Genomic DNA, 24,443 nt, shown 5'->3' with positions numbered 1-24,443 from the left:
GGCCGACGATTCGGCGGCCTCACTCCGGTCGCGTCCGGGGCGGGGCGACCGAGCCGCGTGGCTGGGCGGCCGGCGGCAGCACCCGGCGCCGGCTGCGCTTTCCCGACGTGATCGCCTTGACGGCGCGCTCCACCACCAGGTCCACCAGGAGTTCCACCGGCCAGCGGTAGGTGGACAGCGGCGGCGTCAGCAGGCGCGACAGCGGATGGTCGTCGTAGCCCACCACGGAGATGTCGCCCGGCACCTCCATGCCGAGCTCGCGTGCGCCCGCGTAGACCCCGTACGCCATCGAGTCGGCCATGCACAGGAACGCGGTCGGCGGGTCCTGGCCGGTGAGCACCGCCCGGGCGATCGCGGCGGCGCCGTCGAGGTCGTGGGGCGAGCGGTGCAGTGACACGTGCAGGCCGAGCCGGCGGGCCACCTGCTCGGCCACCGTCTCGGCGGGGCGGTCCGGGGTGGTCAGCCCGCCGGGCGTCAGCACCGCGATCCGGCGGTGGCCGACGGCGGCCAGGCCGTGCAGGGCGTCGGTGATGCCGGCCTCGTTGTCGAAGACGACCTCGGCGTGGGCGGCGGCGCCCGGCAGACCGTCACCGATGGAGACGAGCACGGTCCGTTCGGCGACCTCCGCCCAGTGCGCGGCGGCGGGGTCCACCGGCAGCACGATGAGCGCGTCCACCCGCTGGTCGGCGAGTTGGGAGGCGAGGGTCGCCTCCAGCGCGGGGTCGTTGGAGGCGTCCACGATCAGGGCGTGCCGGCCGTCGCCGAGCAACCGCCGGCCGAGCGCCGCGGCCGTGGCCTGCTGCCATACGTCGGTGAGGGAACGGCAGAGCACCCCGATATAGCCGGTACGGCCGGAGGCGAGGGCGCGCGCGATCGGGTCGGCCTGGTAGCCGAGCCGCTCGGCCGCCTCCCGCACCCGCTGCTGCGTCTCCGGGGGCACCTGCATCCCGCGCAGCGCGTAGGACACCGTGGCGGTGGAGAGCCCGGTCTCCTCGGCGAGATCGCGCTGGGTGACCCTCGGTGGTCGTTGCGGCACGGGGCCAGTCTAGGGGGCGCACTTGACGCACGAGGTGGTTAAGCGCTTCACTGAAGCGCTTAACTGAAGCGCATCAGGCCACGTGAGGAGGGTATTGTCCGGCTACGGTCACGCCACCGACGACACACCCGCCTCCCCCGCTCCCGAGGCGCCCGCCGGCCCCACCGACGTCCACCAGCACCTGTGGCCCGCCGCGTTCGTGGAACTGCTGCGCTCGCGCAACCGCCCGCCCCGCCTGGACGGCTGGACGCTGCACCTCGCCGGCGAACCCCCGTACGAGGTGCGGCCCGAGGACCACGATCCGGCACTGCGGGCGGGCCTGGACCCGGACCTGCGCCGCGTCGCGGTGTCCCTGTCCAGCCCGCTCGGGATCGAAGCGCTGCCGCCCGACGAAGCCGTCCCGCTGCTGGACGCCTGGCACGCGGGCGTCCGCGCGCTGCCCGAGCCGTTCACCGGCTGGGCGTCGGCCCGGCTGATCGACCCCGACCCGAAGGCGCTGGCCGCACTGCTCGACGACGCTCCGCGGAGCGGTTCGCGGGACGGCTCGCGGGACGGCTCGCGGGACGGCTCGCGGGGCGGTTCGCCGACAGCCGCCGCGCGTGGCGGATCGGGCGGCCTGGTCGGCCTCCAGGTGCCGGCCTGCGCGATGGCCACGCCGTACGCGCTGGAGCGGCTCGCCCCCCTGCTCGCGGTGGCCGAGGCGGCGGGCAAGCCCGTGCTGGTCCACCCGGGTCCCGAGCCCCCGTCCGCCGAGCCGCTGCCCGCCTGGTGGCCGGCCGTGGTCGGGTACACCGGCCAACTCCAGTCCGCTTGGTGGGCCTGGCACACCGCCGGGCGCGCCCTGCTCCCGCGGCTGCGGATCTGCTTCGCCGCCGCGGCCGGCCTCGCCCCGGTGCACCACGAGCGCGCGACCATGCGCGGCGGCGGCCCGCTGCGGCTGGACCCGGGCGTGTTCGTGGACACCTCCTCCTACGGCCGCCAGGCGCTGGACGCCGTGGTCCGCGTGCTCGGCATCGACGCGCTCGTGCTCGGCAGCGACCGCCCGTACGCGACCGCGGCCGACCCCCGTCTGGGCGCGGCGGCACAGTTCGCCGTCCGCGTCGCCAACCCGCGCCACCTACTCGAAGGGATCAGCCCGTGACCGCTCCGCCGTCGTCCCTGCCGTCGCCCGAGGACCACGACACCGCTCCGGTGCAGCGCGCCGAACCCTGGCTCGACGTGTCGCCGTCGCTCACCCTCGACACGCTGCCCGGCCGCGACCTGGACAAGCGCGAACTGCTCGACCTCGCCTGCTCCATCGCCGCCGACCCCTCGCTCTGGCGGCGCCACGTCCTCTTCTCCGACGACCAGCGGCACTACGTGTCGCTGCACCGCGACGCGCACGTGGACGTGTGGGTGCTGTGCTGGACGCCGAGCAACGACACCGGCTGGCACGACCACGACATATCCTCCGGTGCCGTCGCGGTGACCCAGGGCACCCTGGTCGAGCACAACCTCGCGGTGGGCGTGCCGAGCCTGGCCACCCCGGTCCCGGCCGGCCAGGTCTACTGCTTCGGCCCCGACCACATCCACCGGCTCACCGGCCGGGACGCCGGGAGCGTGTCGATCCACGCGTACTCGCCGCCGCTGTGGCGGATGGGCCAGTACGCCGTCAGCCGCACCGGCATCCTGCGGCGCACGTCGGTGTCGTACGCCGACGAGTTGCGGCCGCTGGACGACATGGCCTGACCCACACGGGAGGGCGGCCCGCGCGGAACGGAGGCACGGGCACTCGGGCACTCGGGCACTCGGGCACTCGGGCACTCGGGCACTCGGGGCACGAGACACGGCGGTACACGAGCGGAGGACGGAAGTCCGCTTGTGTACCGCCTTTTTGTCGTTCCACCGCAGCGGTTTGACCGGACAGGTGGGCGAACACCCCTTTTCTCCGGGTCACTTGGCGCGGTCTTTGCCGATCGTTGGCACTCCCGGGTGCCACACAGGCGGTGATTGTCTGCACACTGTCAATCACTGGCGGCACGCTGACCCCACTGACCGCCGCCGGTTACACGTCTGCACCGCGAGATCCGCGAGAAGGAGCAGCATGTCGGCAACGAAGCGCTTCACCGCCGCAACCGCCGTCGGCGCGGCGGTCCTGTCCGCCCTCGCCACCGCCCCGGCCGTGGCCAGCGCCGCCCCCACCGTCTTCCAGGCGCCGGTCGGAAGCCACCGCGTCATCGGCCCCGACGGGCGCATCGAGCACAGCACCAGCTCCAACTGGGCCGGCTACGCGGCCACCGGACGGACCTTCACCAGCGTCTCGTCGAGCTGGGTGCAGCCGGCGGTGAGCTGCTCCAGCTCGACGGCGTACGCGTCGTTCTGGATCGGCCTGGACGGCGACGGCAGCAACTCGGTGGAGCAGACCGGCAGCGAGGGCGACTGCTACGGCGGCCAGGCCGAGTACTACGCCTGGTACGAGATGTACCCGGCCTACCCGGTGAACTACAGCAACACGGTGAAGGCCGGCGACCACTTCACCTCGACGGTCAGCGTCAGCGGGACGAAGTACACGCTCACCCTCTCCGACACCACCCAGGGGTGGACGAAGACCACCACGAAGACGCAGAGCGGCCTGTCGAACGCCTCCGCCGAGATCATCGCCGAGGCGCCCTCCAGCTCGACCGGCGTCCTGCCGCTGGCGAACTTCGGCACGGCGTCCTTCACCAACGCCACCGCGAACGGCTCGCCGATCGGCAGCTTCTCGCCGGACCAGATCAACATGGCGTCCGGCAGCACCACGAAGGCCACCACCTCGGCCCTGTCGAGCAGCGAGAACTTCACGGTGACCTGGAAGCACAGCTGACGTACGGCCCCCGTCGCGGCCTGGCACCGCGCCCCCGCGGGGCGCCGCCACGGCAGCCGCCGGCTGACGCCCTCGGCCCCGCCCGGACCCTGTCCCGGGCGGGGCCGAGTGGCCTGCGGCCCCGCCGGCCGGGGGGCGGATGGGGCGGCAGAGGCAGGGGTGGTTTCGGGACGGGACGGGCGGGTACCCGAGACAGCCCAGCCCCGGCCGGGGGCGCCCGGAGCAGTACCGCGCCGCCCGGCGAACGACAAAGGGAGGCCATCGCCGCATGACGGACCAGGGAACGAACAAGACCGGCTTCGCCCGTGACGACGAACTGAAGAGGGAGCTCCAGGACGCGCTCCGGGCGAACCGGGCGGTGCAGGCCGGCGAGGAACTCGCCGAGCCCCAGCCCTCCGACCAGGACCAAGTCCTCTCGGCGCCCGCCCGCGGCGGCGCCGCGCCGGCCGGCATGACGCCGCAGGGGGTCTACGTCCGCAGCGACCTGGCCAGGCACCTCGACCGCAGCGTCTACCCGGCCCGCCGCAGCGCCCTGCTCGGCGCGCTCCACCGCCACCAGGCACCGGACGCGCTGGTCGAGCGGGTTTCCGCCCTTCCTCCGGACGAGACCTACCCGAACGTCCAGGCGGTCGTGCAGGCCCTGGGGTACGGCGTTGAGGACCGCCGCGACTGAGTTCCCCTCCCCCGCCCGCGGCCCGGCGCCCCTGCCCGGTCCCCGGCGGCCCCCGCCCCGCTCGGCGAACCCCGTCGGGCGCGGGCGGGGGCGGGTGGGGGCCGTCCACCGCAGACGGAAGCACCGCCCCGCGTTCACCGCAGGCCGGTGCCTCGCCCCGCATTCACCGCAGACGGGTGCACCGCCACGCCACTCCGCCCCGGCCGGCACGGGCCGAACCGGACCTGCCACGTTCCCGGCGCGCGCCCGGTGCGGGGCTCGGGTCGGACCCGGGTCGGACCCGGTCGGCCCCAGGTCGGCCGCTCCCCCGGTGCGAGGAGCCGCCGCAGGGGCGCACCCGAAGCCCGGGGGCCTCGCCCGCCGACGCCCTAGGCGGCAAGGCAGCGGGACGACCGGCCAGCAGGGTCCGCGCCATGCCGGTGGACGAGGGGCCCTCGCGGGCACGCCGTACATTCGGGGGATGACCGGTGACCCGGCGTCCCTCGCGGGCGCGTACACGACAGAGTCGACCCCTGCGGGCCCGGTGCGGGCGGGCCGGCCCGAGGACGCGGCCGAGGTGGTCCGCCTGCGGCGGGTGATGTTCGCGGCGATGACCGGCACGGACGCGCCCGGACCGTGGGAGGGCGAGGCCCGGCGGCTGCTCGCCGCCGAACTGGCGGGACCGGATCCGACGACCGGGGTGTTCGTGGTGGACGCGGCGGGCGGGGTGGGACTCGCCTCGTGCGCGGTCGGCACCGTGGAGCGGCGGCTGCCCTCGCCCTCCTCGCCGGCCGGCCTCTTCGGCTTCGTCTTCAACGTCTGCACCGACCCGGCCCACCGCGGCCGCGGGTACGCCCGGGCGACGACCGAGGCGCTGCTCGACTGGTTCGCCGCGCGCGGCGTGACGCGGGTGGACCTGCACGCCACGCCCGAGGCGGAACACCTCTACCGGGAGTTGGGGTTCGCCGCCCACTCCACCGCGCTGTCGCTCGACGTCTCCGCCCGCGCCGGCGCCCGTTCCTGACCGGCCCCCCGGCCGCCGGGGCTGCCGCCGCCCCCGGAACGGGCCCGGCCGCGTGCCGACGTCCCGCCCGGGCGGCCGACCCGCGCTCCGGGTGGGGCAGACTGTGGCGGTGCGGCGGCCGGGAACCCGGTGACGGCGCGTCAGCGACAGCAGGGTGCGGGACGGACGGAAGGCGGCGACGGCCGGCGATGAAGGTGATCCTCTTCGGTGCCTCGGGGATGGTCGGGCAGGGTGTGCTGCGGGAGTGCCTGCGCGACCCGGACGTGACCGAGGTGGTGGCCGTGGCGCGCAGCCCGCTGGAGGCCGACGACCCCAAGCTGCGGCAGGTCTTCCACAACGACTTCACCGACTTCTCGGCGGTCGCCGCGCAACTGTCGGGCGCGGACGCCTGCTTCTACTGCCTCGGCGTGTCCTCGGCGGGGCACAGCCCGCAGGACTACACCCGGATCACCTACGACTGCACGCTCGCCGCCGCCCGTACGACGGCGGCCGGGAACCCCGCGCTGACCTTCACCTACGTCTCCGGCGAGGGCACCGACAGCACCGAGCAGGGGCGCTCGGGATGGGCTCGGGTGAAGGGGCGCACCGAGAACGCGCTGCTGGCGATGGACATGCGCGCGTACATGTTCCGCCCGGGCTGGATCCAGCCGCTGCACGGCGAGCGGTCCCGCACCGGCTGGTACCGCGCGATGTACGCGGCGACGTCGTGGCTGTACCCGGTGCTGCGGCGGGTCGCGCCCTCGCACGTGACGACCACGCAGGCCCTCGGCCGGGCGATGCTGGCGGTGGCGCGGCTCGACGGCGAGGGGCCGCACGTCCTGCACAGCCCGGAGATCAACCGGCTCGGCGCCTGACCGGCCGCGGGCGTGCCCCCGGGCGTTCGGCGAGCCGGGGGGACTTCGCCCCGGGCGGGTATGCCCGCCGCCGGATGGGGGCACATGGTGCGCATGACGCAGATCGGCCTTCCGAGCAGAGTACGTGCCTGCCTCTTCGACCTCGACGGTGTGCTGACGCCGACGGCGCTGGTGCATGCCGCGGCCTGGAAGCAGATGTTCGACGACTTCCTGCACGACCGGGAGGGCGACGGCTTCCGCCCCTTCGACAGCACCGACGACTACGACAACTTCGTGGACGGCCGCCCCCGCGCCGACGGCGTGCGCACCTTCCTCGCCTCCCGCGACATCGAGCTGCCGGAGGGCGACGACGACGACCCGCCCTCGGCGCCGACCGTGCACGGCCTGGGCAACCGCAAGAACGAGCTGGTGCTGGAGAAGATCCGCACCGACGGCGTGACGGCGTACGAGGGCTCGGTCCGCTACGTGACGGCGGTGCGCGCGGCCGGGCTGCGCACCGCGGTGGTCTCCTCCAGCGCGAACACCCGGGACGTGCTGGTCTCCGCGGGCATCGAGCACCTGATGGACGTGCGGGTGGACGGTGTGACCGCCAAGGAGCAGGGGCTGCGCGGCAAGCCCAAGCCGGACACCTACCTGGAGGCGGCGAAGCAGCTCGGCTTCGACCCCGGGCAGGCGGCGGTCTTCGAGGACGCGCTGGTCGGGATGGACGCCGGGCGCGAGGGCAGCTTCGGCTACGTCGTCGGCGTGGACCGGGTCGGGCAGGCCGACGAGCTGCGCCGGCACGGCGCCGACACCGTCGTCAAGGACCTGGCGGACCTGATCGGGAGGAGCGTGTGATCACCGATCCCGCCTACGAGGTCGCCCCCTGGTCGCTGCGCGAGTGCGAGCTGAACCTCGACCTGCTGCCGCAGAGCGAGTCGGTCTTCGCGCTGTCCAACGGGCACATCGGCTGGCGCGGCAACCTGGACGAGGGCGAGCCGAACGGCCTGCCCGGCTCGTACCTCAACGGCCTGCACGAACTGCACCCGCTGCCCTACGCGGAGGCCGGCTACGGCTACCCGGAGTCCGGCCAGACGGTCATCAACGTCACCAACGGCAAGCTGATCCGGCTGCTGGTGGACGACGAGCCGTTCGACCTGCGCTACGGCACGATCCGCACCCACGAGCGCGAGCTGGACATGCGCGCCGGGGTGCTGAGACGCGAGTGCGTGTGGGTGTCGCCGGCCGGCCGGGCGGTACGGGTCCGCTCCACCCGGATGGTCTCCTTCCGGCAGCGCGCGGTGGCGGCGATCGCCTACGAGGTGGAGCCGCTGGACGAGCAGGTGCGGGTGGTGGTGCAGTCGGAGCTGGCGGCGAACGAGGAGATCCCCCGCGCCACCGGCGACCCGCGGGTGGCGGCGGCGCTGGAGTCGCCGCTGGTCGCCGAGGACCACTTCGCCGACGGCACCCGGCTGGGCCTGATCCACTCCACCACCCGCAGCGAGCTGCGGGTCGCGGCGGCCGCCGACCACCGGGTGGACGGGCCGAAGGCGACCACACAGATCTCTTCAGAGTCCGGGGAGGACGTGAGCCGGCTGACCGTCACCTGCGTGCTGGACAAGGGGCAGCGGCTGCGGCTGGAGAAGTTCGTCGCCTACGGCTGGTCGGCCACGCGCTCGCTGCCCGCGCTGCGCGACCAGGCCGACGCGGCGCTGGTGGGCGCGCGCGACACCGGCTGGCAGGGGCTGCTCGACCAGCAGCGGTCCTACCTGGACGACTTCTGGGAGCGGGCCGACGTCGAGGTCGACGGCGACACCGAGATCCAGCAGGCGGTACGCTTCGCGCTCTTCCACGTGCTGCAGACCGCCGCCCGCGCCGAGCAGCGGGCGATCCCCGCGAAGGGCCTGACCGGCTCCGGGTACGACGGCCACACGTTCTGGGACGCGGAGACGTTCGTGCTGCCGCTGCTGACGTTCACCGCGCCACAGGCCGCCGCCGAGGTGCTGCGGTGGCGGCACAACACGCTGCCTGCCGCGCGTGAGCGGGCCGCCCAACTGGGGCTGGCCGGTGCCACGTTCCCCTGGCGCACCATCAACGGCGACGAGGCGTCCAGCTACTGGCCGGCCGGCACCGCCGCCTTCCACGTGAACGCCGACATCGCCGACGCCGTGGTGCGCTACGTCGCGACCACCGGCGACGACGCGTTCGAGGCCGAGACCGGACTCGAACTCCTCGCCGAGACCGCCCGGTTGTGGCGCTCGCTGGGGCACCACGACCACGCGGGCGCCTTCCACATCGACGGCGTGACCGGACCCGACGAGTACAGCGCGGTCTGCGACGACAACGTCTACACCAACCTGATGGCGCAGGCGAACCTGGTGGCCGCCGCCGACGCCGCCGAACGCCACCCGCGGCACGCCGACGCGCTGGGCATCACCGACGAGGAGACCGCCGCCTGGCGCGACGCGGCCTCGGCGATGACGGTGCCCTTCGACGAGGACCTGCGGGTGCACGAGCAGTCCGCGGGCTTCACCCGCCACCAGCGCTGGGACTTCGAGCAGACCAGCCCCGAGCACTACCCGCTGCTGCTGCACTACCCGTACTTCGACCTGTACCGCAAGCAGGTCGTCAAGCAGGCGGACCTGGTGCTGGCGATGTACCTGCGCGGCGACGCCTTCACCGCCGAGGAGAAGGCGCGCGGCTTCGCCTACTACGAGCCGCTGACCGTACGAGACTCCTCGCTGTCGGCGTACTGCCAGTCGGTGGTGGCGGCGGAGGTCGGTCACCTGCAGCTCGCCTACGACTACCTGGGCGAGACGGCGATGATGGACCTGGAGGACCTGGAGAACAACGCCCGGGACGGGCTGCACATCGCGGCGCTGGCCGGCACCTGGACGGCTCTGGTGGCCGGGTTCGGCGGGATGCGGCTGTTCGACGGCGACTCGATCCGGTTCGCCCCGCGGCTGCCGGACGCGCTGAGCCGGGTCGCCTTCCGGCTGGACTTCCGCGGCCGGCGGCTGCGGGTGGAGGTGAAGCGGACCGCCGCGACGTACGTCCTGGCCGCGGGCAAGCCGATCGAGATCCTGCACTACGAGAAGCCGTTCACGCTCACCACGGAGCACGCGGTGGTGCGGGACCTGCCGGAGACCGTCCACCGCGAGGCGCCGCCGCAGCCGCCGGGGAGGGCGCCGCGGCGCAGGAACCAGACACCGGGGCAGCAGGGCTGAGGGGTCGTCAGCCGGGGGCGGTGCGGTCGGCGGGTGCCCGCCGCCCCCGCCCCCGCCCCCGCCGTCGTCCCCGGCGTCGGCCCGTCCCGGTCCTCGTCCCGGTCCCGTCCGCCGTCACAGCCAGCCGCGGTGCTTGAAGAGCCGGTACAGCCACAGGACCGCCACCGCCATCAGGGCCAGCACCGCCGGGTAGCCCCAGACCTGGCGCAGCTCCGGCATGTGGTCGAAGTTCATCCCGTAGATGCCGGCGATCATCGTGGGCACCGCGGCCATGGCCGCCCAGGCGGAGATCTTGCGCATGTCGTCGTTCTGCCGGACCCCGACCTGGGTGAGGTGGGCGGCGAGGATGTCGGACAGCAGCCGGTCCAGCCCCTCCCCCGCGTCGGAGACCCGGGTGAGGTGGTCGGCGACGTCGCGGAAGAACGGCTGGGTGTGCCGGTCCGTGTACGGCATGCCGCCGGCGGCCATCCGCGCCATCGGCTCGGCGAGCGGGCCGCTGGCGCGACGGAACTCCAGCACCTGCCGCTTGAAGGCGTAGATGGTCGCGGCGGTGCGCGCCGAGTCGCCGCCGACGGGCGCGAACACCTTCTCCTCCAGCTCCTCCAGGTCCACCTGGAGGTCCGCCGCGACCTCCAGGTAGTCGTCCACGACGCTGTCGCAGATCGCGTGGAGCACCACGACCGGGCCGCGCCGGAGCACCTCCGGCCGCTCCTCCAGCCGGGCGCGTGCCTGCGCCGCGGTGGAGGTGGCGCCGTGGCGGATGGTCACCACGAACGCGTCGCCGATGAAGACCATCAGCTCGCTGGCGCTGACCGTGCCGGTGTCGTCGTGGTAGCGCAGCGGGCGCAGCACGGCGAACAGCGCGCCCGGGTAGGTCTCCAGCTTGGGCCGCTGGTGGGCCTTGAGCACGTCCTCGACCGCGAGCGGGTGCAGCCCGAACTCCGAGGCGATGCCGGCGAACTCGGCCTCGGTCGGGTCGTGCACGCCGATCCACACGAAGGAGTCGCCCTGGCTGCGGGCCTGGTCCAGGGCGTCGGACAGGTCGTCCGGGGAGCCGGTGCGGCGGCCGTCACGGTAGATGGCGCAGTCGACGATCACGTGCACATTCCTTCCTCACGGGCGCCGGGATCTATCACCCGCGCGCCCACCGGCGGGTTCCGCGGAGCCTGACCTGCGGCGCTCCCGCGGGCGAGGCCAGGCCCGCGGCGGGCAGCGCGTCCGCGGCGCCCTCCAGGGCCGCCGGGTCCGCCGCGCCGACCGCGGCGTCCCGGCCCGCCGCACGGTCCCGGCGGTCCTCCTCGTCCAGGCCGCCGTCCGCGGCGTCGGTGCCCGCTCCCCCGCCCCGCTTCGCGGCGGCCGCGCGCTCCGCGACGGCGCGCGCGTGCTCGACGTTGAAGTGGGCACCGATCATCAGCGCCAGGTTGGAGAACCACAGCCAGACCAGGAAGATGACGGTGCTGGCCAGCGGGCCGTAGAGCCGGTTGTACGTCCCCATGCGCGCGGTGTACGCGGCGAACCCGGCCGAGGCCGCCAACCACAGCACCACCGCGAGCGCTCCGCCGGGCGCCATCGCGCGGACCGTGCGGGTGCCGCGCGGACCGGTCCGGAAGAGCACGAGGACCAGCGCCGAGGCCGTCACCAGCAGCAGCGGCCAGCGCAGCCCGCGCCACGCCGCCTGCGCGGGCCCGCTCATGTGCAGGACCGAGCCGGTGCGGTGCGCGATCGCTCCGGTGACCACCAGGCAGACCGCACTCGCCACCAGCAGCACCAGCAGCGTCAGCGAGGTCAGCACCACCCGCGGGCCGGTGCGCCAGGCCGGCCGGCGCCCGTCCACGCCGTACATGGCGTGCAGGGCGCGCCGGAAGACCGCCGCGTAGCTCGACGCCGACCACATCGCGCCCAGGCCGCTTCCTATGGCGAGCGACAGCGTCGCCCGGTGGTCGTGGGCCATGTCCTGGAGCGCCGACACCACCACCGGGCGCGACTCGGACGGAAGCATCGCGGTGACCCCCGCGGACAGGCTGCTCTCGGAGGGGCCTCCGGCCATGCCGAGCAGGGACACCGTCATCAGCAGCGCGGGGAAGAGCGCGAGCACCGCGTAGTACGTCAGGGCCGCGGCCCGCTCGGTGACGTCCTTCTCCCACGCGGCGGCCACCGCGCGGACCAGGGTGCGGCCGAACCGCCACACGGCGCGGGCCCGGCGCAGGGGCCTGGTGTCCGGGGCCGGGTCGGGCGCCGGGCCGTGCTCCGGGTCGTGCTCCGGGTCGGGGGGCTCCGCCGCGGGCGGCTCGGGCCGTCCGGCCGCCTCGACTGCGGCGGGCCCCCCGGGGCCCTCGTCCCCCCGGTCTGCCACGGCCTTCCCGGCGCGCTCGGCCTTCCTGGCCGCCCGCCCGGCGCGCCCGGCCGCGTCCCTGCTCCCTGCCACGCTGCTCCTTCCGCCCTGCTTCGCGGGCGTTCCCCGCGTCGTGTGCCGGTCGTGTGCCCGCGGGAGGCGTTTCCATGGCGGTCCGGGCCGCCCCACCCGGTGCGGGGCGGCGGAGGCCGCGCGACCGCCGTCCGTCGGACGGGTCCCGGACCGGGGGCAGTTGACTGCGGACGAGTCGCCCGACACGGTCGGACCGGACGGCGCCGGCTCAGCGGGGGACGCGGGGCGGACTGGGATGATCTTGCCATGCTCCAGGTATGTCTGAACGGCGGCAGGGACCGGTCCGTGTGCGAGGCGGTGCCGGTGGCGGCGTGGGAACTCGGCGACGCCGCGGCCGCGTCCGTCCTCGCCGGCGCGCGCTCGATCCACCTCCATCCCAGGGACGGGAAGGGGGCGGAGACCATGGCGGCGGTGAGCGTGGACGCCGCGGTCGCGGCGGTGCGGGCGTCCGCGCCCGGAGTGCCCGTCGGGGTCACCACCGGGGCGTGGACCGAACCCGATCCGCAGCGGCGGGCCGCGCTGGTGCGGTCGTGGTCGGTGCTGCCGGACCACGCGTCGGTCAACTGGCACGAGGAGGGGGCGGAGATCGTGGCCGACGCGCTGTTGTCGGTCGGGATCGGGGTGGAGGCGGGGGTGTTCTCCGGGACGGACGGGGCCGCCAGGTTGCGGGAGTGGCCGCAGGTGGGGCGGGTGGTGCGGGTGCTGGCGGAGGTGGTGGACCGGGATCCGGCGACGGCGGTGGACAGTGGGGTGGCGCTTCTGGAGGAGTTGGCGGCGGCGGGTGGGTTGGACCGGGTGGGGCGGGGGGCGGTGCTGCTGCACGGGGAGGAGGGTGGGGCGTGGCCGGTGCTGCGGCTTGCGGCGCGGCGGGGGCTTGACGTGCGGATCGGGTTGGAGGACACGGTGGTCCTGCCGGACGGGGGTGCGGCGGCGGACAACGCGGAGCTTGTGCGGGCGGGGATCGCGGAGGTTGCGGCGGTGCGGGGCTGAGGTCGTGCCGTGCCGTGCCGTGCCGGGTCTCGTGCCGCCGTAACGTGCCGTGCCGGGTCGGGTCCGGGCGGGTCCGGGCGGGTCGGGTCGGTCGCGGGGGCTCCGGCGACGGGGTTCGAGACTGCATATTTACGGCGCCTGCGGGTCCTCCGTCACCTTGCCCCGGTGTCCGCGCCACAAATATACGAACGTCTCGAACCCCGCCCCCTTCGCCCCCGCTCACGTCTCTCCGGGGTCCTAGGCACGGGGGGTGGCGGCGGCGGGAGTGGTGGCGGCGGGGGTTCGTTGGTGGCACAGGGGTTCGTTGGCACGGGAGCGCGTGGGGGCGTGGGGGCGTGGGGGGTGGGGTTCGTGGCGGCGGGGTTAGGGCTGGGCCGGGGTCAGGGGGCGGGGCTTTCTGGGGGTGGGGTGCGGGTGGTGGTCCAGGTGAGGAGTTGGGGGGCGGTCCAGGTGGTGAGGATGCGGGGTGAGGGGATGGAGGCGGCTTCGGCGCGGGCGCATCCGTGGAGTTGCCAGTCGAGTTGGCCGGGGGCGTGGGCGTCGCTGTCGATGGAGAAGAGGGTGCCGAGGTCGCGGGCGAGGGTGAGGAGGCGGGTCGGGGGGTCGAGGCGGTGGGGGCTGCTGTTGATCTCGACGGCGGTGCCGGCCTCGGCGCAGGCGGTGAGGACGGCCTCGGCGTCGAAGGTGGACTCGGGCCGCTGCTTGGCCTCGCCGATCAGCCGGTTGGTGCAGTGGCCGAGCACGTCGACGAGGGGGTTGCGCACCGCGGTGACCAGGCGGCGGGTGAAGTCCGCAGCCGGCATGCGCAGTTCGGAGTGGGCGGAGGCGACGACGACGTCCAGCCGGTCGAGGAGGTCGTCGGTCTGGTCGAGGCCGCCGTCGGAGAGGATGTCGCACTCGATGCCGGTGAGCACCCGGAAGGGTGCGAGGCGTTCGTTGAGTTCCGCGACGACGTCGAGTTGGCGGGCGAGCCGCTCGGCGGTCAGCCCGTGGGCGACCTTGAGGCGGGGGCTGTGGTCGGTGAGCACCATCCAGGAGTGGCCGAGGTCGCGGGCGGTGCGGGCCATCGCCTCGATGGGGCTGCCGCCGTCGGACCAGTCGGAGTGCACGTGGCAGTCGCCGCGCAGCGCCGCCCGCAGCGACCGGCCGGCGGCGTCGGGGGGTGGCGGGGGCTGGGTGCGTTCGAGGTCGGCGAGGTAGGAGGGGGTACGGCCCGCGCATGCCTCCGCGACCACGGCGGCGGTGGTCGCGCCGATCCCCTTGAGGTCGGTGAGCCGCCCGGTACGCGCGCGCTGCTCGACTTCCGCGGGCGGAAGCGCGGCGACGACGTCGGCGGCGTTGCGGAACGCCCGTACGCGGTAGGAGGGCGCGAGGGCGCGCTCCAGCAGGAACGCGATCCGGTCCAGCGCCTCGATGGGCTCCATGGTGGCGCTCTTCCCGCCCGACGCCGCGGATAACGGCCGGCCGGGCGCGCGTCACCCGCCCGGCCGTGTCGGGTACGGCCACCCGCGCGGGTGACGCGCGCACCGGGCCGGTCGGCCGCGGTCAGACGTTCGGCACGTGCAGGGCGTTCCAAGTCTCCTTGCCGGGAGGCCACTTCAGCGCGGCGCCGGACCAGTCCTTGTCGTGCGCGTCGCTGTACTTGCGCTGCCACGCCTCGTAGGAGGCGATGTCGCCGGAGCCGATCACGTCCTTGTTCGCGGTGCTCTTGTAGCGGTTGCAGCCGACCGCGACCAGGCGCGCGTGCATCGCGGCGACGACAGGCGACTTGCGGCCGACGGTGAACCAGGAGGCGCCGGGGAACGGCTCGTACTTCGGCACGGCGCCGGAACTCCCCTTCGCCGCCCATGCGGTGAGCGCGTCGCTGCTGGCGAAGTTGGCGACGTTGCGGTCCACGCCGCCGGAGACGCTGTACTGGTGGAGCGTCCAGGCGTGCTCCACCCGCGGGTGGCCGGCGTCCGACTCGGGGTCGGCGATCCACAGCCCGTCCCCGCAGAAGGAGGTGGTGTCGCGGTGCAGCCAGAAGTCGACGTTGCAGTAGAGCAGCACCCGGTGGGCGGGCGACTCCTTCTGGAGCGCCTTGATGAAGGCGTCCTTGTCCGCCCCCGACACCCCGGTGTCCTCCCAGTCCAGGGCGAGGATGTCGCTCGTCTTCAGGCCGGCGTGCTTGAGGAAATACGTGACCTGCGCGGACATGCTGCCGGGCCGGGCGAAGTGGTAGTGGCCGACGGTGAGGCCCGCGTCCCGGGCGTGCGCGACCTGCGCGGCGTGCTTGGGGTTGAGGTACCCGGTGCCCTCGGTGGCCTTGACCATCACGAATCCGAGGCCGGAGGTGCTGAAGGTACTGGACTGGTAGGAAGCGACGTCGATGCCCTTGACGGTCATGGCCGGCCTTTCACTCGCGCGGTGCAGGACGCGCTGCCCCGTCCGCGGCTCCGCCGGGTGTCCCCCGCCTCCCCGCGGTGTCGATGACGCGGCACGCATACCTAGGGCGTACTCGCCCCGCGCCGCTCCGAACCACCGCCGCCGCGGATTGTTGCCGTATCCGCACATTCTGTGCGCCCTGTTCGAAAACGCCCGGACCGATCAACCGATCGTCGGATCAACGGCCGGCGTCCCGGGCGGAGTCGTCACCGCTCCCCGGTTCGCGGTCCTGCCCGGAGGGCCGTCCGTGCTCGGAGTGCTGCGAGGGGCCGGGCGTCCGCGGGCCCTGCTCCTGCCCCGCCTCGCGCCGGCGGCGCCTGAGGTGCCAGTAGACGAGGGCCCCGACCACGACCACCGCGACGACGATCGCCACCGCCGTGCCCGCGGTGCGCTCGACCCGCTTGTACGCGTCGCCGGCGTAGTAGCCGAGCAGGGTGAAGCCGATCCCCCACACCAGCCCGCCGGCGGCGTTGAAGACCAGGAAGACCCGGTAGGGCATGCGGGAGATCCCGGCGAGCGCCGGCATCAGGGCGCGGAAGAAGGCGATGAAACGGCCGAGGAAGACCGCGGCCGGGCCGCGCCTGCGGATCAGCTCCTGGGCGTGGTCGATGCGTTCGTGGTGGCCGCGCAGCGCCCTGCTGTCCAGGATGCGCGGGCCGAACCGCCGGCCCACCTCGTAGCCGACGCTGTCGCCGGCCACCGCCGCCAGCACCACCACCACGCACAGCCAGAACACCGACACGCCGCCCTGGTTGGCCACGACCCCGCCGAGCACCACCGCCGTCTCGCCGGGGAGCACGAAGCCGAAGAAGAGGGCGTCCTCGCAGAACACGAGGGCGCCCACGACCGCGTAGACGGCCGGGCCGGAGGAGTGGGTGAGCCAGTCGGTGATCGCGCCCATGCCGTCGCCGGCCGCCTCAGCGGACCGTCCGCGGCCGCCTGCGGCGCAGTCGCCACACCCCCCACGCCAGGTCGGCGACGAACACCACGATGCCGATGGCGAGGAGGAAGCCGAGGCCGCCGGCGACCGCGCCGATCAGCCCGAGGACGATCGCCACGATGATCAGCAGGAGGAACAGGGTCACGATCCGTGTCCTTTCGGGGCGGTGGGCGGGCGGCGGCGGGGCTGCGGACGCTCAGCGGCGGGCCAGGAGCCTGGTGCCCTTGGCCACCGGCTCGTACGGGAGCCCGTAGTGCTGGAAGATCGCCTCCTCGTCCTCGGCCGGCAGGACGTCGTCCGTGCCGATCGAGGGGGCCGACTTCACCAGTGTCCTGGCGTACGGGACCCGTACGTAGCCGGGGCCGACCACCGCGTGCAGGACGGGCACGAAGACCAGACGGTGCCGGGTCGGCAGCCCGATCCGGACCGTCACCACCGACGGCTGGTCGGTGGCGGTGTCCACGTAGACCGCTTCCAGACCGCCGATCTTGTGGCTCTCCTCGTCGACCACGTCGTGGTCGCGCCACTCGCGCAGATCCGCGGGTTCGATCATTCCCCACCTGCCTTTCGCGCGGGGCACGCCCGGTGCCCCTGTACTGACCACGTTCCCCCGTTCCGGTGCCGTACGCGGGTCACCCCGCGTCGACCTCGTCCCGGCTGCCGCCCCACAGCGTGTGGAAGACGCCCTCACGGTCGCCGCGCCGGTAGGTGTGCGCGCCGAAGAAGTCGCGCTGGCCCTGGGTGAGCGCGGCCGGCAGCCGTTCGGCGCGCAGCGCGTCGTAGTAGGCGAGGGCCGCGGAGAAGCCGGGCACGGGCACCCCGCCGGCCACCGCCGCGGCCACGACGGCCCGCCAGTCGTCCTGGGCCGCGCCGATCTCCTCGGCGAACCGCGGGTCGGACAGCAGGCTCGGCAGGTCGGGGCTGCCGTCGTAGGCGGCGGTGATCCGGTCGAGGAACGCGGCCCTGATGATGCAGCCGCCGCGCCAGATCGCCGCGATCCGGCCCAGGTCGATGTCCCAGTCGTAGGCGTCGCTGCCGGCCTGGATCTGGTGGAAGCCCTGGGTGTAGGAGACGATCTTCGAGGCGTACAGGGCCTGCTCGACCCGGTCGGCGAAGTCGGCCGCCGCCCGGCCGGACAGCGCGTCGGCGTGCGGGCCGGGCAGATCGCGGGAGGCGGCGCGCAGGTCGGCGTGGCCGGACAGCGACCGCGCGAAGACCGCCTCGGCGATTCCCGAGACGGGCACTCCGAGGTCCAGCGCGGTCTGCACGGTCCAGCGTCCGGTGCCCTTCTGCTCGGCCTCGTCGGCGACGACGTCCACGAAGGGGCGGCCGGTCGCGGCGTCGGTGTGCGCCAGCACCTCGGCGGTGATCTCGATCAGGTACGAGTCGAGCCGGCCGGTGTTCCAGGTGCGGAAGATGCCGCTGATCTGCTCGGGGGTGTAACCGCCCACGGCGCGCAGCAGGTCGTACGCCTCGGCGATGAGCTGCATGTCGGCGTACTCGATGCCGTTGTGCACCATCTTCACGAAGTGGCCGGCGCCGTCGGGGCCGATGTGGGTGGTGCAGGGCGTGCCGTCCTTCGCCTTCGCGGCGATCCGCTCCAGCAGCGGGCCGAGTGACTCGTAGGAGTGCTCGGAGCCGCCGGGCATGATGGACGGGCCGTTCAGCGCCCCCTCCTCGCCGCCGGAGATGCCGGTGCCGACGAAGTGGATGCCCTGGTCGCGCAGTTCCCGCTCGCGGCGCCGGGTGTCCTCGAAGTGCGCGTTGCCGCCGTCGATGATGACGTCGCCGTCCTCGAGCAGCGGGGCGAACTCCCGGATCACCGCGTCCGTGGGGTCTCCGGCCTTGACCATGACGACCAGCCGGCGCGGGCGCTTCAGCGCGGCCACGAACTCCTCGGGGGTGTGCGCGGCCACGAAGTCGCCCTCGTCGCCGTGCTCGTCGACGAGGGCGGTGGTCTTGGCGGTGGTGCGGTTGTGCAGTGCCACGGTGAAGCCGTGGCGGGCGAAGTTGCGGGCGAGGTTGCTGCCCATGACCGCGAGCCCGGTCACGCCGATGTCGGCGGTTGCGCTCATCTTCCGCTCCTGGTGCCGCTCCGGGGACCGTGGATACCGCTCCGGTCATTGTGCTCGGCCGGGCGGTGCACGGCCCCCGCACCGCGGCCGTTCGGGGGGTGGGGGGCCGTGCCGCCTCTCAGCGTCGGCTCCGGGAGTCCCCGAACAGCAGCCGGTAGGCGACCAGCAGCACCAGGGAGCCGCCGATCGCGGCGATCCAGGTCGAGCCGTCGAAGAAGTGGTGCGGCACCGGGTGGCCGAGCAGTTTGGCCGACAGCCAGCCGCCGAGGAAGGCCCCGACGACACCGATGACGGTCGTGCCCAGCACGCCACCCGGGTCGCGCCCGGGCAGAAGCAGCTTGGCGATCGCTCCTGCGAGCAGTCCCAGAATGATCCAGCCGATGATTCCCATGTCGGCCGTATGCCCCGCCCGTTGCCGGACACACCGCGATCCGCACCGGATGGCGGCTTGTTACGGCGCCGGGACGTGCCTGCGACACCTCCGCGACGCGCCGGCCCCGCCAGGGGCGCGCGGACCCTGGATGCGGGGCGCGGATATGCGTTGGCCCGGCGGGTCGGTGCTCTGCGAGGGTGGCGGGCATGCGCCCACCCCAGCCGACCCCTCCACCCCGGCCGACTCCTCCACCCCCGCCGTACCGCGCGAACCGCGGCGGCCGCCGGGGCGGTCCGGGTCACGAAGGCCGTTCGAGCCGATGTCCCGGCGCCCACCCGAGCCCTCGGCCCCCGTGCAACGGCCCGCGCCCGCTCGGCGCCCGCGGGGGGCGGCCGTGATCGACGCGTACGAGGACCCCGGGACACCCGATTGCCGCGGCGCCGGCCGCTACCTGTGGTGGCTGCTGGCACGCCAGCCCGGTCGCACGGCGGCCGGCGCGGTGCTCGGCAGCGTGTGGATGGTGCTCATGACCCTCACGCCGTACGTCCTGTCCCGCGCGATCGACGACGGACTGGAACCGGGCCGGACCGGCGCGCTGCTCGCGTGGAGCGGCGCCCTGCTCGTCCTGGGCACGCTGAACGCCTGGGTCAGCATCATGCGGCACCGCACGATGACGCGGCTGCGGATGGACGCGACGTTCCGCACGGTCAAGTCGGTGGTCGGGCAGGCCACCCGGCTGGGCGCGTCGCTGCCACGGCTCGCCGGCGCCGGCGAGGTGGTCACGATCGGCGTCACCGACGTCCAGCAGATCAGCCAGTCGCTGACGATGACCGGTCCGGGGTTCGGCTCGGTGGTCGCCTACCTCGTGGTGGCGGTGCTGCTGCTGTCGGTCTCGGTGCCGCTGGGGCTGGTGGTGCTCCTCGGGGTGCCGGTCATCGCGGTGCTGGTCGGCCCGCTGCTGGGGCGGCTGCGCGGGGCGGAGGCGGTCTACCGCGAGCAGCAGGGCGGCCTGACCGCCCGGATCGGCGACCTGGCGGGCGGGCTGCGGGTGCTCAACGGGCTCGGCGGGAAGCGGCTGTTCGCCGACGCCTTCCGCCGGGACTCCCGCGCGCTGACCGCACAGGGCTACCGGGTCGGGGCCGTGACGAGCTGGGTGCAGGCGCTCGGCGTCGGGCTCCCGATGCTCTTCCTCGCCCTCGTCACCTGGCTCGCGGCGCGCATGGCCGCGCGGGGCACCATCTCGGTCGGCGAGTTCGTCGGGGTCTACGGCTACGTGGCGGTGCTGGTGATGCCGGTCGCGTTCTTCATCGAGTGCGGCTACGACGTCACGCGCGGGCTGGTGGCCGCGAAGCGGGTGGTCGGGTTCCTGTCCCTGGACCCCGACCGCGGCGACCGGCGGCACGCCACGGCGGACGCGCCGGCCACCCCCTCCGCGCTGCGCGACCCCGCCTCCGGAGTGGAGGTGGCACCGGGCCGGCTCACCGCGCTGGTCGGCGCCCGGCCCGCCGACTCCGCCGACGTCGTCGACCGGCTCGGCGGCTTCCGGCGCGGTGCCGTGACCTGGGGCGCGGTGCGACTGGAGGACGTCGCGGACGCACAGGTCCGGGAACGGGTCCTCATCGCCGACAACGAGGCGGACCTCTTCGCCGGGTCGCTGCGCGACATGGTCACCGGCCGCCGGCCCCGCGACGACGCGTCGATCGCCTCGGCGCTCGGGGCCGCCGCGGCGCGGGACGTCGTGGCCGGGCTGCCCGACGGGCTCGACACCCCCATGGACGCGCAGGCCCGCAACCTCTCCGGCGGCCAGCGCCAACGCGTCCGCCTGGTCCGGGCGCTGCTGGCCGAGCCGGAGGTGCTGATGGCGGTCGAGCCGACCTCCGCGCTCGACGCCCACACCGAGGCGGCCGTCGCCGCCGGGCTGCGGGCGGCCCGCGCCGGCCGCACCACCCTGGTCACCGGCACCTCACCGGTGCTGCTCGACCAGGCCGACACCGTGCACTACCTCGTGGACGGCAAGGTCGCCGCGTCGGGGACCCACCGCGAGCTGCTGCGCCGCGAGGCCGGCTACCGGGCGCTGGTGGACCGCAGCGCGGCCGAGGACGATCTCACGTCCCCGCCCGACGCACTCAACGTGCCCGACGTGCCCGACACGAACGTGCCGGGCCCGCGCGAGGGCGCCGCCACGCGGACGCAGGGACCGCCCGTGGCCGGTCGCGGTCCCGGCGTACCGGACCAGGCCACGGTCTCCGCGGGCGCGACCGGCCGGGCAACGCCCTCCCCGGGGGCGGGAGCGGCGGACGCCGCCGGTACGGGCTCGACGGACGGAGGCGCGAGAGGCGCGGGCGCGATGGAGGGCGGCGCGGGCGCGACGGACGCCGACACGGGCGGCGTGGACGACGGTGCCCCGCACGCGGCCCGTACCGAAGCCGACGACAGCGCGGCACACGACTCGGGCACGGAGCGCACCGGTCCCGGCGGCCCCGGCACCAGCCCGTTTACCCCACCCCCCGCGGACGGCGGCGGGGCGGGCGCGGCGGTCGGCCCCGGGGACACCGGTCCCCGGGCCGCCGACCGGCGGGCGGACGGACGGGCCGCCCGGGAAGCGCGGGACCCCCGCAGCGGCGGGGCGTACGGGGAGGAGGGCCGATGACCGGGAGACACCTGCCGGTCGCCGAGCCGCCGGCCGTCGCGCGCGCGGCCGCGCGGCTGGTCCGGGCCGACGGCCGGGCGTTCGCCGCCGTGCTCGTCCTGAACGCGCTGTCGGCGGCGGCCGGACTCGTCGGACCGTGGCTGGTCGGCCGGATCGTGGACGACGTGCAGCGCGGCGCCGCGGTGGGCGACGTGGACCGGCTGGCGCTGACCATCCTGGCCTTCTCGGTCGTGCAGTTCCTGCTGGCGCGCCACGCCCGCTACCTGGGCCACCGATTCGGCGAGCGCACCCTCGCGCGGGTGCGCGAGCAGTTCGTGGACCGGGCGCTGGCACTGCCCGCCTCCGTGGTGGAGCGCGCCGGCAGCGGGGACCTGACCGCACGCGGCACCACCGACGTGGCCATGGTCGGCACCACGCTCCGCGACGCGGCGCCCGAGGTGCTGATCGCCCTGGTCCAGGCGCTGTTCATCCTCGGCGCGGTCTTCTTCCTCCAGCCGCTGCTCGGCTGCTGCGGGCTGCTCGGGCTGTTCGGCATCCGGTGGGCGCTGCGCTGGTATCTGCGCCGGGCCCGCGCCGCGTACCTCGCGGAGGGCGCGGCCAACTCGGCGGTCACCGAGGTCCTGGCCGCCACCGTGACGGGCGCGCGGACCGTCGAGGCGTTCGGGCTCCAGGAGCGGCGCGTCGCGCGGACCCGGGACGCGATCGAACTCTCCCGCCGGGCCAGGACCCGCACGCTCGACCTGCGCAGCGTGTTCTTCCCGGTCGTGGAGGTGTCCTACCTGGTCCCGGTGGTCGCGGTGCTGGTGGTCGGCGGGGTGCTGCGCGCGCACGGCGTGGTCGGCCTGGGCGCGGTGGTGAGCGCGGCGCTGTACCTGCGGCAGGTCTCCGAGCCGCTGGACTCGATCATGATGTGGGTCGAGCAGCTCCAGAGCAGCAGCGCGTCCTTCGCCCGGGTCGAGGGGCTGGGCTCGGCCGTGCCCGGTGCGGCGGTGGCCGCCGCCTCCCCCGTGGACGACCGGATCGACGTGGTCGGGGCCCGTTACTCCTACGAGGGCGGCGCCGAGGTGGTGCGGGGCGTCGACCTGACGGTGCGGCCTGGTGAGCGGATCGCGCTGGTGGGTCCCTCGGGCGCCGGCAAGACCACGCTGAGCCGGCTGCTGGCGGGCATCGACGCGCCGCACGCGGGCTCGGTGACCGTGGGCGGGGTCCCGGTCGCCGCGCTGGACCCGGAGCAGTTGCGGCGCCACGTGGTGCTGGTCACGCAGGAGCACCACGTCTTCCTGGGGACGGTCCGCGACAACCTGCTGATCGCCGCGCCCGCCGCGCAGGACGCCGAACTGCTCGCGGCGCTGGCGGCCGTGGGCGCGGACTGGGTCGGGGACCTCCCGGACGGCCTGGACACCGCGGTCGGCGACGGCGGCCACCGGACGGACGGCGCGCAGGCCCAGCAACTCGCCCTGGCCCGCGTGGTGCTGGCCGACCCGCACACCCTCGTCCTCGACGAGGCGACCGCGCTGCTCGACCCGACCACCGCCCGGCACACCGAGCGCGCGCTGGCGAGCGTCCTGCGCGGCCGGACCGTGATCGCCGTCGCCCACCGCCTGCACACCGCGCACGACGCGGACCGCGTCGCGGTCATGGAGGGCGGCTGCCTGACCGAACTCGGCACCCACGACGCCCTGGTGGCCGCCGGCGGCACCTACGCCGCTCTCTGGTCGTCCTGGCACGGCGGTGACCGGGAGGAGGGGGCGGCGCCGGAGCGGCGGCGTCAGTGGAAGCCGACGACCGAGTGGGGGGTGTAGGGCTCTTCGAGCCGGGCGACCTCCTCGTCGGTCAGCTCGACGTCGACCGAGGCCACGGCGTCGTCGAGGTGGTGGGACCTGGTGACGCCCACGATGGGCGCGGTGACCACCGGGTTGCGGTGCATCCAGGCCAGGGCGACCTGGGCGGCGGGGATGCCGCGGGCCTGCGCGACCTCGGTGACGCGCTCCGCCACCGCACGGTCGGTGGGCCGGTAGAGCTTGCGGCCGAAGTCGTCGGTCTCGGCACGGGCGGTGGTCTCGTCCCACGGCCGGGTCAGCCGGCCGCGGGCCAGCGGGCTCCACGGGATCACGCCGACGCCCTGGTCCGCGCAGAGCGGCAGCATCTCGCGCTCCTCCTCGCGGTAGAGCAGGTTGTAGTGGTTCTGCATGGAGCAGAACCGGGTCCAGCCGTGCAGGTCCGCGGTGTACTGCGCCTTGGCGAACTGCCAGGCGTACATCGAGGAGGCGCCGATGTAGCGGGCCTTGCCGGCCTTCACCACGTCGTGCAGCGCCTCCATCGTCTCCTCGATCGGGGTGTCGTGGTCCCAGCGGTGGATCTGGTAGAGGTCCACGTGGTCGGTGCCGAGCCGGCGCAGGCTGTGCTCGATCTCGGCGGTGATCGCCTTGCGGGACAGGCCGCCCCCGTTGGGCCCGGGCCGGGTCCGGCCGTGCACCTTGGTGGCGATGACCACCTCGTCGCGGTCGGCGAAGTCGCGCAGCGCGCGGCCGGTGATCTCCTCGCTGCTGCCGGCGGAGTATACGTTGGCGGTGTCGAAGAAGTTCACCCCGGCGTCGAGGGCCCGCTTGATCATGTCCCGGGCGGCGTCCTCCCCGAGGGTCCAGTCGTGGGTGCCGCGGTCGGGTTCGCCGAAGCTCATGCAGCCGAGGCTGATCGCCGACACCTGAAGTCCGGTCGCGCCCAGTCGGGTGTAACGCATGGGGCAGTCTCCCTCGGTGTGTGCCCACGTCGCGTACGTGGCGTACGTCGTGTCGTCGTGTCCGTGCGTTGCGTGTACCCCGTTTCGCCGTGCGTGCGTCCGCCACGGCGGGCGGCCGCACGTCCGCGGGTTCCCGCGGGAGGCGCGGCACCATGGAACCAGACGGACCGGCGGGCCGCGGAACTCCCGGGTCCGGAGTGCCGGGCGCCCGG

The 24,443-nt window shown here is 74.6% G+C and carries 21 protein-coding genes and 1 pseudogene; 11 read left to right on the top strand and 11 right to left on the bottom strand.

Features of this window, described 5'->3' with window-relative positions:
* Positions 1-19: 19 nt before the first annotated feature.
* Complete coding sequence (locus RVR_RS35315) at positions 20-1,036, bottom strand: LacI family DNA-binding transcriptional regulator (protein WP_202238076.1); 1,017 nt, start codon at positions 1,034-1,036, stop codon at positions 20-22.
* A 94-nt stretch (positions 1,037-1,130) separates the two neighbouring features.
* On the opposite strand from RVR_RS35315, the gene RVR_RS35310 reads away from it, so the two are divergent.
* The 8 genes from RVR_RS35310 (at position 1,131) to RVR_RS35275 (ending at position 9,614) form a co-directional block, all read left to right on the top strand.
* Positions 1,131-2,177: an amidohydrolase family protein gene (locus tag RVR_RS35310; protein ID WP_202238074.1), complete on the top strand. Its 1,047-nt coding sequence runs from the start codon at positions 1,131-1,133 to the stop codon at positions 2,175-2,177.
* Entirely contained in the window at positions 2,174-2,764 is a 591-nt protein-coding gene (locus tag RVR_RS35305) for a cysteine dioxygenase (RefSeq protein ID WP_202238073.1), read from the top strand. The genes RVR_RS35310 and RVR_RS35305 overlap by 4 nt, the downstream gene beginning before the upstream one ends.
* A gap of 355 nt (positions 2,765-3,119) precedes the next feature.
* Positions 3,120-3,878, top strand: coding sequence for a G1 family glutamic endopeptidase (locus RVR_RS35300; protein WP_202238071.1), 759 nt, complete (start codon positions 3,120-3,122; stop codon positions 3,876-3,878).
* Between the two features lie 268 nt (positions 3,879-4,146).
* On the top strand, positions 4,147-4,551 hold the full coding sequence (locus tag RVR_RS38785; protein ID WP_202238069.1) for a DUF2795 domain-containing protein: 405 nt from the start codon (positions 4,147-4,149) through the stop codon (positions 4,549-4,551).
* A 460-nt stretch (positions 4,552-5,011) separates the two neighbouring features.
* Positions 5,012-5,554 carry a GNAT family N-acetyltransferase gene (locus tag RVR_RS35290; RefSeq protein ID WP_202238067.1) on the top strand — a complete coding sequence of 181 codons (543 nt, stop codon included), beginning with the start codon at positions 5,012-5,014 and terminating at the stop codon, positions 5,552-5,554.
* A 188-nt stretch (positions 5,555-5,742) separates the two neighbouring features.
* Positions 5,743-6,408: an NAD(P)H-binding protein gene (locus RVR_RS35285; RefSeq protein WP_202238065.1), complete on the top strand. Its 666-nt coding sequence runs from the start codon at positions 5,743-5,745 to the stop codon at positions 6,406-6,408.
* A gap of 93 nt (positions 6,409-6,501) precedes the next feature.
* A complete protein-coding gene (locus RVR_RS35280; protein WP_202238063.1) occupies positions 6,502-7,245 on the top strand; it encodes an HAD family hydrolase in 744 nt (247 codons plus the stop codon).
* The gene (locus RVR_RS35275; RefSeq protein ID WP_202238061.1) at positions 7,242-9,614 is read left to right on the top strand and encodes a glycoside hydrolase family 65 protein; all 2,373 of its coding nucleotides are present in this window, start codon (positions 7,242-7,244) and stop codon (positions 9,612-9,614) included. Before RVR_RS35280 ends, RVR_RS35275 begins: the two co-directional genes overlap by 4 nt.
* A gap of 114 nt (positions 9,615-9,728) precedes the next feature.
* Here RVR_RS35275 and RVR_RS35270 read toward each other — a convergent pair whose 3' ends face one another.
* Both RVR_RS35270 and RVR_RS35265 read right to left on the bottom strand, forming a co-directional pair.
* The gene (locus RVR_RS35270; protein WP_202238059.1) at positions 9,729-10,712 is read right to left on the bottom strand and encodes a magnesium and cobalt transport protein CorA; all 984 of its coding nucleotides are present in this window, start codon (positions 10,710-10,712) and stop codon (positions 9,729-9,731) included.
* 34 nt (positions 10,713-10,746) lie between these two features.
* Positions 10,747-12,039 carry a YihY/virulence factor BrkB family protein gene (locus RVR_RS35265; RefSeq protein WP_237405164.1) on the bottom strand — a complete coding sequence of 431 codons (1,293 nt, stop codon included), beginning with the start codon at positions 12,037-12,039 and terminating at the stop codon, positions 10,747-10,749.
* Positions 12,040-12,285: 246 nt separating this feature from the next.
* On the opposite strand from RVR_RS35265, the gene RVR_RS35260 reads away from it, so the two are divergent.
* Entirely contained in the window at positions 12,286-13,029 is a 744-nt protein-coding gene (locus tag RVR_RS35260; RefSeq protein ID WP_202238057.1) for a 3-keto-5-aminohexanoate cleavage protein, read from the top strand.
* Positions 13,030-13,409: 380 nt separating this feature from the next.
* Here the strand turns inward: RVR_RS35260 and RVR_RS35255 are convergent, their stop codons facing one another.
* The 7 genes from RVR_RS35255 to RVR_RS35225 form a co-directional block, all read right to left on the bottom strand.
* Positions 13,410-14,453, bottom strand: coding sequence for a PHP domain-containing protein (locus RVR_RS35255; protein WP_202238046.1), 1,044 nt, complete (start codon positions 14,451-14,453; stop codon positions 13,410-13,412).
* A gap of 121 nt (positions 14,454-14,574) precedes the next feature.
* On the bottom strand, positions 14,575-15,414 hold the full coding sequence (locus RVR_RS35250) for a GH25 family lysozyme (RefSeq protein WP_202238044.1): 840 nt from the start codon (positions 15,412-15,414) through the stop codon (positions 14,575-14,577).
* Between the two features lie 217 nt (positions 15,415-15,631).
* Entirely contained in the window at positions 15,632-16,354 is a 723-nt protein-coding gene (locus RVR_RS35245; RefSeq protein WP_202238042.1) for a DedA family protein, read from the bottom strand.
* A 16-nt stretch (positions 16,355-16,370) separates the two neighbouring features.
* The gene (locus tag RVR_RS35240; protein WP_202238040.1) at positions 16,371-16,538 is read right to left on the bottom strand and encodes a hypothetical protein; all 168 of its coding nucleotides are present in this window, start codon (positions 16,536-16,538) and stop codon (positions 16,371-16,373) included.
* 51 nt (positions 16,539-16,589) lie between these two features.
* Positions 16,590-16,946, bottom strand: a complete 357-nt coding sequence (locus tag RVR_RS35235; protein WP_202238038.1) for a PRC-barrel domain-containing protein — start codon at positions 16,944-16,946, stop codon at positions 16,590-16,592.
* 79 nt (positions 16,947-17,025) lie between these two features.
* On the bottom strand, positions 17,026-18,468 hold the full coding sequence (gene gndA, locus RVR_RS35230; RefSeq protein WP_202238036.1) for an NADP-dependent phosphogluconate dehydrogenase: 1,443 nt from the start codon (positions 18,466-18,468) through the stop codon (positions 17,026-17,028).
* Between the two features lie 118 nt (positions 18,469-18,586).
* Positions 18,587-18,859 (bottom strand): GlsB/YeaQ/YmgE family stress response membrane protein, encoded by a 273-nt coding sequence (locus RVR_RS35225; protein WP_202238034.1) that lies wholly within the window; start codon positions 18,857-18,859, stop codon positions 18,587-18,589.
* Between the two features lie 376 nt (positions 18,860-19,235).
* Between RVR_RS35225 and RVR_RS35220 the strand changes: the two are divergent.
* Together RVR_RS35220 and RVR_RS35215 are read left to right on the top strand one after the other, a co-directional pair.
* Positions 19,236-20,945, top strand: a pseudogene (locus RVR_RS35220) (ABC transporter transmembrane domain-containing protein); the annotation flags it as partial.
* A 542-nt stretch (positions 20,946-21,487) separates the two neighbouring features.
* Entirely contained in the window at positions 21,488-23,293 is a 1,806-nt protein-coding gene (locus RVR_RS35215; protein WP_202238032.1) for an ABC transporter ATP-binding protein, read from the top strand.
* On the opposite strand, the gene RVR_RS35210 is transcribed toward RVR_RS35215, so the two are convergent.
* The gene (locus RVR_RS35210) at positions 23,260-24,231 is read right to left on the bottom strand and encodes an aldo/keto reductase (protein WP_202238030.1); all 972 of its coding nucleotides are present in this window, start codon (positions 24,229-24,231) and stop codon (positions 23,260-23,262) included. The two genes, RVR_RS35215 and RVR_RS35210, sit on opposite strands and share 34 nt — an antisense overlap.
* Positions 24,232-24,443 lie beyond the last annotated feature (212 nt).

Source organism: Streptomyces sp. SN-593, from assembly GCF_016756395.1.
Classification (GTDB): Bacteria; Actinomycetota; Actinomycetes; order Streptomycetales; family Streptomycetaceae; genus Actinacidiphila; species Actinacidiphila reveromycinica.
This window is presented reverse-complemented; position numbering and strand designations above follow the sequence as displayed.